The sequence below is a fragment of the Bradyrhizobium sp. UFLA05-89 genome, assembly GCF_059803475.1.
In genome coordinates, this window is the sequence record NZ_JBANBA010000099.1 from 21,605 (window position 1) to 36,206 (window position 14,602).

At 65.2% G+C, this 14,602-nt stretch carries 11 protein-coding genes; 8 read left to right on the forward strand and 3 right to left on the reverse strand.

Annotated features, from left to right (window positions below; translation table 11 throughout):
• Positions 1-144: 144 nt before the first annotated feature.
• From pheS to SO139_RS35300, 4 genes are all read left to right on the forward strand, one after another.
• Complete coding sequence (pheS, locus tag SO139_RS35285) at positions 145-1,242, forward strand: phenylalanine--tRNA ligase subunit alpha (RefSeq protein ID WP_449383222.1); 1,098 nt, start codon at positions 145-147, stop codon at positions 1,240-1,242.
• 221 nt (positions 1,243-1,463) lie between these two features.
• Positions 1,464-1,910, forward strand: coding sequence for an endonuclease domain-containing protein (locus tag SO139_RS35290; RefSeq protein ID WP_449383221.1), 447 nt, complete (start codon positions 1,464-1,466; stop codon positions 1,908-1,910).
• Positions 1,907-4,315, forward strand: a complete 2,409-nt coding sequence (gene pheT, locus SO139_RS35295; RefSeq protein WP_449383220.1) for a phenylalanine--tRNA ligase subunit beta — start codon at positions 1,907-1,909, stop codon at positions 4,313-4,315. Before SO139_RS35290 ends, pheT begins: the two co-directional genes overlap by 4 nt.
• Positions 4,312-5,082 carry a sulfite exporter TauE/SafE family protein gene (locus SO139_RS35300; RefSeq protein WP_449383219.1) on the forward strand — a complete coding sequence of 257 codons (771 nt, stop codon included), beginning with the start codon at positions 4,312-4,314 and terminating at the stop codon, positions 5,080-5,082. Before pheT ends, SO139_RS35300 begins: the two co-directional genes overlap by 4 nt.
• A gap of 72 nt (positions 5,083-5,154) precedes the next feature.
• Here the strand turns inward: SO139_RS35300 and SO139_RS35305 are convergent, their stop codons facing one another.
• A complete protein-coding gene (locus SO139_RS35305) occupies positions 5,155-6,537 on the reverse strand; it encodes a flavin monoamine oxidase family protein (protein WP_449383218.1) in 1,383 nt (460 codons plus the stop codon).
• A 190-nt stretch (positions 6,538-6,727) separates the two neighbouring features.
• Here SO139_RS35305 and SO139_RS35310 point away from each other — a divergent pair, with 190 nt between their 5' ends.
• On the forward strand, positions 6,728-7,711 hold the full coding sequence (locus SO139_RS35310) for a YiiX/YebB-like N1pC/P60 family cysteine hydrolase (protein ID WP_449383217.1): 984 nt from the start codon (positions 6,728-6,730) through the stop codon (positions 7,709-7,711).
• 209 nt (positions 7,712-7,920) lie between these two features.
• Here the strand turns inward: SO139_RS35310 and SO139_RS35315 are convergent, their stop codons facing one another.
• Positions 7,921-8,196, reverse strand: coding sequence for a metal-sensitive transcriptional regulator (locus SO139_RS35315; protein WP_449383216.1), 276 nt, complete (start codon positions 8,194-8,196; stop codon positions 7,921-7,923).
• An 85-nt stretch (positions 8,197-8,281) separates the two neighbouring features.
• On the opposite strand from SO139_RS35315, the gene SO139_RS35320 reads away from it, so the two are divergent.
• Entirely contained in the window at positions 8,282-10,747 is a 2,466-nt protein-coding gene (locus SO139_RS35320; RefSeq protein WP_449383215.1) for a heavy metal translocating P-type ATPase, read from the forward strand.
• Between the two features lie 71 nt (positions 10,748-10,818).
• On the forward strand, positions 10,819-11,265 hold the full coding sequence (gene nikR / locus SO139_RS35325; RefSeq protein ID WP_449383214.1) for a nickel-responsive transcriptional regulator NikR: 447 nt from the start codon (positions 10,819-10,821) through the stop codon (positions 11,263-11,265).
• A gap of 178 nt (positions 11,266-11,443) precedes the next feature.
• Here nikR and SO139_RS35330 read toward each other — a convergent pair whose 3' ends face one another.
• Positions 11,444-13,087, reverse strand: a complete 1,644-nt coding sequence (locus SO139_RS35330) for a S53 family peptidase (RefSeq protein WP_449383213.1) — start codon at positions 13,085-13,087, stop codon at positions 11,444-11,446.
• 269 nt (positions 13,088-13,356) lie between these two features.
• On the opposite strand from SO139_RS35330, the gene SO139_RS35335 reads away from it, so the two are divergent.
• Positions 13,357-14,529, forward strand: coding sequence for a phosphorylase family protein (locus SO139_RS35335; protein WP_449383212.1), 1,173 nt, complete (start codon positions 13,357-13,359; stop codon positions 14,527-14,529).
• The last annotated feature ends 73 nt before the right edge of the window (positions 14,530-14,602 follow it).

Genomic DNA, 14,602 nt, shown 5'->3' on the forward strand with positions numbered 1-14,602 from the left:
CCCGGACAGAGGCGCGTTGTCGCGCTTTGGGTCCCGGCCGTCATCTCTCGCGCAAGCACACTTCTCAGACGTGGATGCCCGGCGAAACGCCGGGTGTGACGGGCTAGGAGCATCGGCTGAGCATCCTGGCCAAAAGGGATTGCCATGACCGATCTTACCAGCACCGATCTTGCCAACCTCGAATCCCAGATCATCGCCGATGTCGCGGCCGCCAACGATGAGGCCGCTCTCGAAGCCGTCCGCGTCGCTGCGCTCGGCAAGAAGGGTTCGATCTCCGCGCTGCTTGCCACGCTCGGAAAAATGTCGCCCGATGAGCGCAAGACGCAAGGCGCGGCGATCAACCAGGCCAAGGACAAGGTCGGCCAGGCGCTCGCCGCCCGGCGCGAGGTCCTGAAGTCGGCGGCGCTCGATGCACGGCTTGCCGCCGAGACCATCGACGTCACCCTGCCGCTGCGCGAGCCTGCGACTGAGGCCGGCCGCATCCACCCGCTGAGCCAGGTCTGGGACGAGCTGACCACGATCTTCGCCGACATGGGCTTTTCGGTCGCCGAAGGTCCCGATGTCGAGACCGACGACTACAACTTCACGAAGCTGAACTTCCCGGTCGGCCATCCGGCGCGCGAGATGCACGACACCTTCTTCTTCCATCCGAAGGAGGACGGCTCACGCATGCTGCTTCGCACCCACACCTCGCCGGTGCAGGTACGCACCATGCTGAGCCAGAAGCCGCCGATCCGCGTGATCTGCCCCGGCCGCACCTACCGCATCGATTCGGATGCGACCCACACGCCGCAGTTCCACCAGGTCGAAGGGCTGGTGATCGACAAGAGCTCGCATCTTGGCCACCTCAAATGGATCCTGCACGAGTTCTGCAAGGCGTTCTTCGAGGTCGATCACATCAACATGCGCTTCCGCCCGTCGTTCTTCCCGTTCACGGAGCCGTCGCTGGAAGTCGACATCCAGTGCCGCCGCGACAAGGGCGAGATCCGCTTCGGCGAGGGCGAGGACTGGCTGGAGATTTTGGGCTGCGGCATGGTGCACCCGAACGTGCTGCGCGCCTGCGGCATCGATCCCGACGAGTACCAGGGCTTTGCCTGGGGCATGGGCATCGACCGCATCGCCATGCTGAAATACGGCATCGCCGATCTGCGCCAGCTGTTCGACAGCGACGTCCGCTGGCTGTCCCACTACGGCTTCAAGCCGCTCGAGGTGCCGACCTTGGCGGGAGGGCTGAGCACGTGATGCTTGCGTGTTCATATGGGCTCACGAAGACTCTCACCGTTCCCGTCGTGGAGAGAGCCCTCTCCCTGCCCCTCCCCCGCAAGCGGGGGAGGGAATGGATAGACCGCGCTTGCAACGTCGATCTCATGGATACGTATTCTCTGCCCGCTCAACAGGTCGGACTCCCTCCCCCGCTTGCGGGGGAGGGCTGGGGTGAGGGTTGCTCCACGGTGGGGTTGCCGATGGTTGATCCTGAACACCCGGACTGGAAGATATCGGCCAAGCTGCGCGCAAATGCTCGCGCGCTGAGGCGCAACTCGACCGATGCCAAGCGGATCCTCTGGTCGGAGCTGCGCGCTGGCCGATTGAATGGCGCAAGCTTCCGACGTCAGGTGCCGATCGAACGCTCCGTCGCCGATTTCATCTGCCATGCGGCCAAGCTCGTCATCGAGCTCGATGGCGGCCAGCATTTCTCCGATGAAGGAGAACGTGCTGACGCGCGCCGCTCGGTGGTCATCGAAGCCAAAGGCTTCAAGGTGCTCCGCTTCAGCAATCACGATGTGATGACAAATCGCGGCGGCGTTCTCTCAACAATCGCGACTACCATCGCGGAGAGAGCCCCCACCCCCACCCTCCCCCGCAAGCGGGAGAGGGAGCAGACCGTTCCCGTGGAGAAAAACCAGCCATGAAATTCACTCTCTCCTGGCTGAAGGATCATCTCGACACCGACGAGACGCTCGACAAGCTCGCCGAGAAGCTCACCATGATCGGGCTCGAGGTCGAGAACATCGAGGACAAGGCGAAGGCGCTGAAGCCCTTTACGATCGCGAAGGTGATTTCCGCCGTGCAGCATCCGAATGCCGACCGCCTGCGCGTCTGCATGGTCGACACGGGTGACGGCGGTGCGCCGGTGCAGGTCGTGTGCGGTGCGCCGAATGCGCGCACCGGGCTCGTCAGCGTGTTCTCGGCCCCCGGCACCTACATTCCCGGCAAGGACATCACGCTCGGCATCGGGACCATCCGCGGCGTCGAGAGCCGCGGCATGCTGTGCTCGGCGGCCGAGCTGCAGATCTCCAATGATCACGACGGCATCATGGAATTGCCGGCGGACGCGCCGATCGGCGCGGGCTATGCCGAATGGGCGGGCCTCGGCGATCCCGTGATCGAGATCAATTTGACGCCGAACCGGCAGGACTGCACCGGCGTGCACGGCATCGCGCGCGACCTTGCCGCCGCCGACATGGGCAAGTTCAAGGACCCCACCATCAGACCCGTGAAGGGCGAATTCCCCTGCCCGGTGAAGGTGACGGTCGAGGACACCTCGCTGTGCCCGGGCTTTGCGCTGCGGCTGGTGCGCGGGGTGAAGAACGGCCCCTCGCCGGAATGGCTGCAGAAGCGGCTGACCGCGATCGGGCTGCGTCCGATCAACGCGCTGGTCGACATCACCAACTTCATGACCTTCGACCGCGCGCGTCCGCTGCACGTGTTCGACGCCAGGAAGGTGACGGGCAATCTCGTCGTGCGCCGCGCGCGCGACGGCGAAACCCTGCTCGCGCTCGACGGCCGCACCTACAATCTCGACTCCAACATCTGCGTGATCGCGGACCAGAACGGCGTTGAATCGCTCGCCGGCATCATGGGCGGCGAAGCCTCGGGCTGCGACGAGAACACCACCGACGTGCTGATCGAATCGGCGCTGTGGAACGAGATCAACATCGCGCAGACCGGCCGCAAGCTCGGCATCAATTCGGACGCGCGCTACCGCTTCGAACGCGGCGTCGATCCGGCCTTCATGGTGCCAGGGCTGGAGCTCGCGACGAAGCTCGTGATGGAGATGTGCGGCGGCGCGCCGTCGGAGACGTTCGTGACCGGCAAGGCCTTCGGCGATGACCGCGTGATCGAGTTCCCGCTGTCCGAGGTCAAGCGTCTCTCGGGCATCGAGGTGCCGCAGGTCGAGATGAAGCGGATTCTCACCCATCTCGGTTTCATGATGGCGGGCGCGGGTCCGACCGTGAAGGTCGCAGTGCCGTCCTGGCGCTCCGACGTGCACGGCAAGGCCGACATCGTCGAGGAGATCATCCGCATCTATGGCGTCGACAAGGTGCCGGAGACGCCGTTCGAGCGCGGCGAGGACGCGCGCAAGCCCGTGCTGACGCCGCTCCAGCTCCGCACGCGTCGCGCCAGGCGCGCGCTCGCGACCCGTGGCATGGTCGAGGCGGTGACGTGGTCGTTCATCGCCAAGCCGGCGGCCGAACTGTTCGGCGGCGGTCAGCGCGAGCTCGAGCTCGCCAACCCGATCGCATCCGATCTCTCCGACATGCGGCCCAGCCTGCTACCAGGCCTGATCGCCGCGGCGCAGGCCAATGCCGATCGCGGCTTTGGCGATGTCGCGCTGTTCGAGGTCGGCCAGCTCTTCAAAGGTGATCGTCCGCAGGATCAGTTCATGGCGGCGTCGGGCGTTCGTCGCGGCTTTGCATCATCGGAAGGTCTGGGGCGTCACTGGTCCGGCTCTGCCGCAGCCGACGCGCTCGATGCCAAGGCCGATGCGCTGGCGGTGCTAGCTGCGGCCGGCGCGCCGATGCAGGCGCTGCAGATCGTCGCGGGGGGACCAAAATGGCTGCACCCCGGCCGCTCCGGCACGATTCAGATCGGCCCGCAGAACGTGCTCGGCTATTTCGGCGAGATGCACCCACGCGCGCTGGAAGCACTCGGCGCCGACGGCCCCGTGATGGCGTTCGAGGTGATCCTCGACCGCATTCCCGAGGCCAAGAAGAAGCCGACGCGAGCCAAGCCCGTGATCGAGCTGTCGGCGTTCCAGCCGGTCTCGCGCGACTTCGCCTTCATCGTCGATCGCAGCGTGAAAGCTGCTGACATCGTGCGCACCGCGCAGGGCGTCGACAAGAAGCTGATCACCGCCGTGAACGTCTTCGACGTCTATGAGGGCAAGGGCATCGACGACGGCAAGAAGTCGATCGCGATTGCCGTGACGATCCAACCGCGCGAGAAGACGCTGACCGACCAGGAGATCGAGGCGGTTGCGGCGAAGATCGTCGCCGAGGTGACGAAGAAGACCGGCGGCACTCTTCGGGGATGAGTCTTTCCGACTTCCTCCCCAGGGATGTCAGTCTCGCCACTGCGATGGCGCTTTGCGCCGTCGCCTTCGTCTCGAGCACCGCGCGCGGCTTCTCGGGCTTCGGCTCGGCGCTGATCTTCATGCCGCTCGCCAGCAGCGTCGCGCCGCCGCGACTCGTCGCCGCCCTGCTCCTCATCATCGATTTCGTCGCCGCCGCGCCGTTGCTGCCGGATGCCTGGCGCAAGGCCGACCGCAAGGCGACTGCCGTGATCGTGCTGGGCGCGTTGATCGGCGTGCCCATCGGCACCTATTTCCTCAGCGTGCTCGACCCCGTAACGACGCGCTGGATCATCTCCTGCTTCGTCGCGGCGCTGCTGATTCTCCTGCTGTCGGGCTGGCGCTATCGCGGCAAGGATCACGCCTGGCTTTCGGTCGGCATCGGCGGCCTCTCGGGTTTCTGTAGTGGCCTGGCCCAGACCGGCGGCCCGCCGATCGTCGGCCACTGGCTCGGCCGTCCCATCGTGGCGACGGTCGCCCGCGCCAACATCGTGCTGTTCTTCGGCGCCTCGGATCTCTTCTCCATGGCGAGCTACGCAACGAGCGGCCTGATCACGCGCGATGCGCTCCTGCTCTCGCTCGTGGTGGGGCCGGTCTATGCGGCCGGCGTCGCCTTCGGCGCATCATTGTTCGGGCGTGCTAGCGAAAAGGTTTTCCGCGCGATCTGCTACATGCTGATTGCAATGGCCGTCATTTTCGGCCTGCCGGCGCTGGATGGGATTTTACGGTAGCTCTCTTCGCGAGTCGTCCCAGCGAAGGCCGGGACGACGAGCTGAGATTGAGGCGCTTGTCCGGGACGACGTCTAACGTTTTTGCCTCCGCTTCGTCGATTGCGTCGGCACCTCGGCCGGCTCATCCCTGAGCGCGCCGATGCGGCGCAGCGCGGCTTCGGCGGCGCGCTCGCCGCTCTCCCAGGCGCCATCGACGGTGCCCCAGAGCGTGTCGTGCGTGGCTTCGCCGGCGAGATAGATGCAACCGATCGGCTCGGTCAGGATCTTTCGCGAGAGCTGGCCGCCGGGCGCGGAGGCCGACATTGCGCCCATCACGAATGGCGAGGCATTCCAGCGCGTCGCGCTGACCTTCTTGATACCCGCAGTGGCCTCGCTACCGAACAGCTTTGTCAGCCAGTCCCTCGCGAATGCGGCCATCGCCTGCTCGCCCTGCTCCGACAGGTCGCGGCCGAAGGAGCCGCCGACGTCGATCGAGCACAGCGAGGAGCCGCCGATATTGGCGAACAAGAGCGCGGTGCGGGTCGAATTGCTCTGCTCGATCAGGATGTCGTCGCGCGCGAGCCCGAGCGGATTGCCGGGCAGCTGCAACACGATGTGATCGTAGCTGCCGAGGCTGAGCTTTGAGGCTGCGTCGAGCGTGCGCTTGGGGATATCGGGCGCGAACTTGATCGCGCCAGCCGTGAGCACGTTGGTCGAGACGGTGATGATGGCGGCGCGCGCGACGATCTTGCCGGCCGGCGTCTCGACGCTGACGTCGCGATTGCTCCAGAGGATGCGGCTTGCCGGCGTCGACAGCGCAACCGGCGCCTGCTCGCCGAGCTTGGCGATCAGCGTGCCCAGGCCCTGCTTGCAGGCGATCGCTGCGTTGCGGTCCTGCGCACGCGCCTTGTCGATGACCGAGAGCTCCTTGAGGTCCTTGCCGGCGAAATTCGCGCCCAGCAGGAATTCGGCCGTAGCCGCCCAGTCGCCGAGGTCCTTTGGCAGCACCGACGCGCAGGAGGTGTCGAGCTTGCCGCGCGAGGCCTCGTCGATGGCGCGATTGGCGCGCACCAGTGCCGCCAGGAATTCCTCGGTCTCGCCGGCGCGCGCGTTGCGGCGGCCGATGCGCATCTTCTGGCCGGCGGGGGCCGGCGACACGTCGAGCCCGACGCTGCGCGCAAGGCGGATCATCGGGTTGGTGTCGGGGTTGTGCATCCAGCGCGCGCCGCGATCGAATGCGGTATCGAACGTGGTGCTGTCGGTGATGCAGCGGCCGCCGATCTGGCTTGCCGCTTCCACCACCACGACCTTGCGATTGGCCGCCATCACTCGCCGCGCTGCAGCGATGCCCGCCGCGCCGGCCCCGATCACGACGATGTCAGCCTCGCGCGGCAGGGGTGCGGCGGCCGCGCGCAGGGTCGGTGCTACGGCGAACGCCGCCGACGCCGAGAGGAAGCTGCGGCGCGTGATTGTCATGTCATGGTTTCCGGGGACTTGAAGCGAACGGGAACAGCTAGCGAACCTTGCCGTATCTGGCGCAGCGCGGCAACCATCATGGTGAATCAATCGTACTTGATCGCCGTGCGCAATGAACCAAATTGCAACGCGTATCGACCATGATAGAGAAGGGAAAAAGGCAGCCGGAAAAGGCTGCGGGGAGCTCGCAATGGGGACCGTCCTAGACTCAGTCGGCAAGCTGATTGCCGCGTACCTCTCCAAGGAGGTGCCGGGCTACGAGCCGTTCACGCCGAGCGATCCCGAGCATCTTCGCGGCGTCATCCAGCCCGGCGACGTCCTGCTGGTCGAGGGCAACAACCGCATCTCCGGAATCATCAAATATCTCACGCAGTCGACCTGGTCGCATGCCGCGCTTTATGTCGGCCCCGTCGAGGGCGCCGAAGAGTCCGACGGCGAGCAGCACGTGCTGATCGAGGCCAATATCGGCGAAGGCGTCACCTCGGCTCCGCTCTCGAAATATTATCCGTATCACACAAGGCTGTGCCGTCCGGTGGGACTGTCCTACGAGGACCGTACCACCGTCTGCCGCTACGCAATCAACCGCATCGGCTTCGGCTACGACACCAAGAACATCCTGGACCTGATGCGCTTTCTGTTTCCGCTGCCGATCCCGCAGCGTTGGCGGCGGCGCATGATCGCGATTGGCTCGGGCGATCCGACCAAGATCATCTGCTCGGCGCTGATCGCGCAGGCCTTCGATGCCGTGCGCTATCCGATCCTGCCCAAGATCACCAAGGCCGGCAGCCGGCAGGCGCGCCGCGAGATCCTCCATATCCGCGATTCCTCGCTCTACATGCCCCGCGACTTCGACATCTCGCCCTATTTCGAGGTCGTCAAACCCACCATCGTGCACGGCTTCGACTACACAACCCTGCACTGGGCCGACAAGCAGAAGCCGCTCGAGGAGGTAGCGGGCACTTTCAGTGTGTTTCCAGAAACGCTCCGTTCGCCGCCGCTCGTTCCTGAAGCGCTTGACGAAGAAACGCCGGCTGAAGTTCCGGCTCAAGAAGTGAGTGCGGCCAAGGCCGTCACCGCCGCGCGCGTTTCCGTCAGGGAACGCTTTCCGTTTTTGAAGAGCATCGCCATGTATCGCCCAAGGCGCCGCGCGCGGACGCGCGATGTCGCGGCGTAGTGCCAGCCCCGAGGTCGTCCTGGCGAAAGCCTGGGGATGTGTATCTTGGGGACTCGCTGTAGCGGGAAGCGCTTCGGCCTCTCACCGCTGTCATTCCCCGCGAAAGCGGGGAATCCAGTACGCCGTGGCTCATCGATTCATAACGAACCTCTCGGAGTACTGGATCGCCCGGTCAAGCCGGGCGATGACGGTTGAGCGTGTGGCGACCGCTACCGTTCCGCGCGGCTGATAACCGCCATCAGCTCCGCGATCTTTTCCCGCTGATCCGTCTTGCTCCCGCTCGAGATCGCGTGTTCGACGCAGTGGGCGACGTGGTCTTTCAGGATCTCCTCCTCGACCCGGCGCAGCGCGGCGCGCACGGCGGAAATCTGCGTCACGATATCGATGCAGTAGCGGTCCTCCTCGACCATCTTGGAGAGGCCGCGGACCTGCCCTTCGATCCGGCCGAGACGTTTACCGACGGATGCCTTGATGTCCTTGCGCATGACGTCTATATACCCCTACCGGGTATGGGTTGCAAGGCCGGAGCCAAGACCGAGCCAAGACCGGAACCAAGGCCGGAGCGCTGGAATGGACGAAGCCGAACACAAACGGGTCGACGCAACCGCTAACCACACCGGATGCGGTTGTTCCGCCAAGGCTGCCCCGCCAGTGAAAATGCCCGCGGCATCATCCTGCTGCAGCGGCCATGGCGATCATTCCGGCCACGCCCATCACCATCACGCTGCGTCCAGCGACAAGGTCCGCGACCCCGTTTGCGGCATGACGGTCGATCCCGCGACATCGAAGCACCGCTTCGAACATCACGGCGAGACCTTCCATTTCTGCTCCGCCGGCTGCCGCACCAAATTCGCGGCCGATCCCGCCAAATATCTCGCCAAGGGAACGGAAGAGCAAAAGGCGAGCGACCCCAAGATGCCTGCGGGCACCATCTATACCTGCCCGATGCATCCCGAGATCCGCCAGGTCGGTCCCGGAAGCTGCCCGACCTGCGGCATGGCGCTGGAGCCGGAAGTGGCGAGCCTCGACACCGGCCCCAATCCGGAGCTTGCCGACATGACGCGGCGATTCTGGATCGGCGGCGCGCTGGTGCTGCCGGCGGTCGTGCTGGAGATGGGCGGCCACCTCGCCGGCCCGCACAACTGGATTGATCCGACGCTCTCGAACTGGATCCAGCTCGTGTTCGCCACACCCGTCGTGCTGTGGGCCGGCTGGCCGTTCTTCGTGCGCGGCTGGCAATCGCTGGTCACGCGCAACCTCAACATGTTCACGCTGATCGCGATCGGCACGGTTGTCGCTTACGTCTACAGCCTGTTCGGGACGCTGGCGCCGCAGATCTTTCCGGCAAACTTCAGGGGGCACGACGGCGCGGTCGCGGTCTATTTCGAAGCGGCCGCTGTCATCACAGTGCTGGTGCTGCTCGGCCAGGTATTGGAGCTGCGCGCCCGCGACGCGACGTCGGGCGCGATCAAGGCGCTGCTGCAGCTTGCGCCGAAGACCGCACGGCGCATCGACGCCGACGGCGGCGAGCACGAGGTCGAGATCGACACGCTTCATGCCGGCGACCGCTTGCGCGTCCGCCCCGGCGAGAAGGTGCCGGTCGACGGCGTTCTGCTGGAGGGGCGTTCCGCGCTCGATGAATCCCTCGTCACCGGCGAATCCATGCCGGTCGCCAAGGAGGCCGGCGCAAAGGTCATCGCGGGGACACTTAACCAGTCCGGCAGCTTCATCATGCGCGCCGAGATGGTCGGGCGCGAGACACTGCTGTCGCAGATCGTGCAGATGGTCGCCGACGCCCAGCGCTCGCGCGCGCCGATCCAGCGTCTCGCCGACCAGGTCGCAGGCTGGTTCGTGCCGACGGTGATCGCCGTCGCCGTCATTGCCTTTGCCGCATGGGCCTGGTTCGGCCCGGAGCCGCGGCTCGCCTTCGGCCTAGTGACGGCCGTCAGCGTGCTCATCATCGCCTGCCCCTGCGCGCTCGGGCTCGCGACACCGATGTCGATCATGGTCGGCGTCGGCCGCGGCGCTCAGGCAGGCGTCTTGATCAAGAACGCCGAAGCGCTGGAACGGATGGAGGAGATCGACACGCTCGTGGTCGACAAGACGGGCACGCTGACCGAGGGCAAGCCGAAGGTGGTCGCGATCGTCCCCGCTGTCGGATTTGCCGAGGACGATCTCCTCCGCCTCGCTGCAAGCGTCGAGCGCGCCAGCGAGCATCCGCTGGCGGATGCGATTTTGCGCGCGGCAACGGAGAAGCAGCTCGGACTCGGCGCGGTCGATCAGTTCGATTCGCCGACCGGCAAGGGTGCGACCGGCAAGGTCGACGGCAAGACCATCGTGCTCGGCAACGCAAAATATCTAAGCTCGATCGGCATCGACACGACGCCGCTCGATGCGGAAGCAGAGCGGCTGCGCCAGGACGGCGCAACCGTCATCAACATGGCGGTCGATGGCAGGCTGGCCGGGCTGTTCGCGATCGCAGATCCGGTCAAGGCGACGACGCCGCAGGCCCTGAAGGATCTCGCCGCCGAGGGCATCAAGGTGATCATGCTGACGGGCGACAACCGCACCACGGCCGAGGCCGTCGCGCGCAGGCTCGGCATCGCCGACGTCGAAGCCGAGGTGCTGCCGGATCAGAAGAGCGCGGTCGTGACCAGGCTTCAGACATCCGGGCGCACCGTCGCGATGGCCGGCGACGGCGTCAACGATGCCCCGGCGCTGGCCGCGGCCGAGGTCGGCATCGCCATGGGCACGGGCACGGACGTGGCCATGGAAAGCGCCGGCGTCACCCTGCTCAAAGGCGATCTCACCGGCATCGTGCGCGCGCGAAAACTGTCGCAGGCGACGATGCGCAACATCCGGCAAAACCTGTTCTTCGCCTTCATCTACAACGCGGCCGGCATCCCGATCGCGGCCGGCATCCTCTATCCGGCCTTCGGCATCCTGCTGTCGCCGATCATCGCGGCCGCCGCGATGGCGCTGTCGTCGGTCAGCGTCGTCGGCAACGCGCTCCGGCTTCGAGCAACACGGCTGTGACGCCTGCGAAATCCGTGTAGAACGGTTTCGTTGATGCCGCGTGACATCGCGCGGCGCGCGGGGAGCGTTCCATGCAGCGGGTGACGATCACGATCGAGGACGATTTGCTGGCGGAGATCGATGCGGCGGCCGTGGCGCGCGGCTACCAGAACCGCTCGGAGATCATCCGCGACCTCGCCAGGGCGGGGTTGCAGCAGACGGCGGAGGACACCGCGCAGACCGGTCCCTGCGTTGCCGGCCTCGTCTATGTCTACGACCACGCGGCGCGCGATCTCTCCAAACGCCTGGTGCAGGAATTCCACGGCCATCACGACCTCGCGCTCGCCACGCTGCACGTCCATCTCGACGACGACAATTGCATGGAGATGACGGCGCTGAGGGGATCCGCCGACGAGGTCAAGCATTTCGCCGACCACATCATCGCCGAACGCGGCGTGCGCTACGGCCGCGTGGTGATGATCCCGACGGGCGAAGGGAAGGCGAAGCCGCGCAAGCACGCGCATAAGCATGGCTCATAGCGAGATTCTCCTGCCCCGGACGCGGCGCAGCGCTCCTTCAGCGGTGCGCTGCAGAGCCGGGGCCCACAGCCCGGGGTGAGATGGGTCCCGGCTCTGCGTCGCGTCCGGGACGCGAGAGCTGAGGCAAACGCACCAGCTCTCGGCCCTCGGAGCAGACGCGTCTCAAAACAAGCGTGAATCACGCCGCCAAGAGATCCTGCAAGGCCGTACCGTTGGGAACGCCGAGACCGGAGCAGGCGTCCCAACCGGGGCCGGCCTTGTACATGCCGCGCAACTGACCGGTGATGTCGTTGTTGCCGCTGGTGATGTCGCGGAACGCGCCTTGCGCGCCGGCTGCGTAGATCAGCGGATTGATGAAGCCGACCGTCTTGCCGAACTTCCTGGTCGTCGCCTCATTGATCCGCGCGATCAACCCGGCCATCAGTGGCGCCACCGCGCTGGTGCCGCCGATCGTGGCACCGGCGCCGTTGAGGAAGATCTGATAGCCGGTGGCCGGATCGGCGTCGCCCGCGACGTCGGGCACTCCGCGCCCGCTGTGACGCGCCGGCGATTTCGGGACATGGGCGTTGGCCTGGTATTTCGGCTGGGCGAATACGACGCTGACGCCGCCGCCCCCCGCGCCATCTTGCGGCCCACCGTTCCAGACCACCTCCTGGATCTGGCCGTTCGGCGCCTTGAGATTGGTGCCGCCGCAGGCCAGCGCAAACGGGCTCGACGCCGGGAAATCCGCATGCGGCTTGCCGTCCCAGTCCGAACCCATGTCGGCCGAGCCGTTGTCGCCGGAGGCGACACAGACGGTGACACCCATCGCCGCCGCGTCGCGGATCGCTTCATTCAGACCGTCGAGGAACTGCTGTGAGTTTTCCGGATCTTCGGGGCCGCCCCAGCTGATCGAGATCACAGACGGCTTTCGCGCGCTGTCGTGGACCGCGGCTTTCACCGCATCGATGAAGCCGTTGGTGGTGTTGGGCGCGAAATAGACCACGATCTTGGCCCCGGGCGCGATGGCGCCCGCAACCTCGATATCGAGCACGACCTCGCCATCGGCATCGGAATGGCCGGGCTTGTTGGCGCCGCCATCGACGCTCGCCGGCGCGATCTGCGGCATCGGGATTCCCGCCTTCTTGAAGAACGTCTTCAGGTCCGAGGTCTTGTAACCGGCTCCTGTCGGCTTGCCCTTCTGGTCGATGTCGTTGAGCTCGATGATGGCGATGCACTGGCCGGCGCCAGTCTCGCCGTCCGGGAAGTTGTAGAGCTGGGCGATCTGCTCGACCGAGAAGCTGCGGCTCTGCGCCGCGTGCGCGATCGCCGCCCGTCCGATCCGCTTGTGCCGGAAGTGCGGACGCGCGACCGGACGATTGTCCAGCCCGTGCACGCCAATGACGATACCCTCGAGCTCGGCCGGAATCTGCACGCTGCCCTTGCGCATCCGATAGGTCGCACCCTCGTGCTTGACCTTGTTGAGCTTGACGCCGAAGGCCGCGCTGAGTGCCTTCACCGTGCCGGTCAGCTTCACCGTGCGCGAGGCCAGATGCACGCTCTTGACGTTGAGGTCGTGGTGATGCGCAAAATTGTCGATCTTGGAGACGTCGGCGGGATCGGCGCCCATCTGCTCGGCAAATTGGGCGCGAGAAAAATATTGTCGCTCACGCGGCAGTTGTGCACCCAGCGCCATCACGGTCTCGTCGTCGGAGCGCTTGGCGCGCAGGCGGACGCTGATCTCAATCTCCTGCTTGGGATCGGCCGCGCCGATCAGCTTGGCCCCCTTCGGCAACTTCCGTGCGCTGTTCGCCAGTACCACGCGTTTCATCGTGCCTGCCATGACTTCCTCCGCTTGTGATTGGAAGGGCGATTGCCGGTATTCAACTATAGGTGTAATCTGAGATCGAATTTGGTTCAGATGCCGGACGATATTTTTCACGAAAACCTTTGTCTTACCGATCAAAACATCGACAGCTTCAATCCGGAACAGAATTGGTCAGTGGCTCGGACCAATTGAGATCGGCGAACTCGATTTAAAATTGCAACCGTCGGTCCGCTTGGCCGACCAATGGAAGATACTGTCAAATCATTTGGCGCAGGAGTTTAGCGATGCTGGCTGACCGCAAATGGGTTCAGAGAAATCTGGGTTTCGATCCGATCACGACACCGCCGCCGCGCGCGACCTATGCGGTCAAGCGCCTGGCGGATGCAGCGGTGAAGCGGTCGGCAAAAGTTTCGCCGGAAGATTTTCAGCGCGAGATCATCGATTTCGATTCGGAATCGCCCGCAGGCCGCGAGTTCATGGCGTTCTCTACCGCGACCGGCCTGTCGCGCTTCACCGACATTCCCTGGCCGAAAGGGCTCGCGCCGCAGACCGGGCCGAAGCCGAGGGGCAACGGCAACAGCCCGTTGCCGCGCGGTGACGTGCTGGTGGTGACCTGGACCGTCGACGAGGGCCATGCGCTGAGCCGCGTGCTGACGCCGGGCAAGGACTCCCGCAACGACTACCTGCCCTACAAGCACAATTTCGCAACCATCTCGAAGAAGATGCGCAATGGCTGCCCGGCCATGGAGCTGAAGCGGCTCGGCACCTACTGGACCACGATGATCGGCAAGAAGAAGGTCGTGATCTTCAAGTCCGATTCGCACATGTCGCAGGACGGCCCGCAACTGCCGAACATCGACGTGTGGCGCCAGATCATCCAGGAGGTGCAGCCCTCGCTCGTCATCACCACGGGAACCGCCGGCGGCATCGGCAAGGAGGTCGAGGTCGGCGACGTCATCGTCAGCCCGATCGTTCGCTTCGACTGCATGTCGAAATTCAAGAAGCAGCCATTCGCGCAGGAGCATTTCTCGAGCAAGTCGGCGAAGACGACGCGCTTTGCAGAGGCCAGGACGCTGTTCAAGGCCAATGCCGGGCAACTGCCGAAGGACAATACGCGGCCACCGAAAATCTTCGTGGTGAAGCCGAGCGGATTGAGCTCGTCGGTGGTCACCACCGATTTCTTCGGCTTCGATACCTCGGACGATCATTTCCATCTCCAAGGCCTCGGCGACGTCTCCGAGATGGGCGATGCGATCCTGGGCCTCGTCGCCAAGGACATGGGCGCGAAGGCACCGCGCTGGCTTGCGATCCGCAACGTCTCCGACCCGCAGATCAAGGCCGAGGGCACACTGAAGCAGCAGGAGCAGGTCGCAGCCCAGATCTACAAGGGTTTTGGCCGCTGGAGCTCGGTCTGCAGCGCGATCACCTGCTGGGCCACCATCGCAGCCGAGCACTAATCTTACTGAGTCAGAAATCCACGGACCAAGCTGGGTGAGAATCGCATATTGAAGGAGATTCAACGCGAGATCG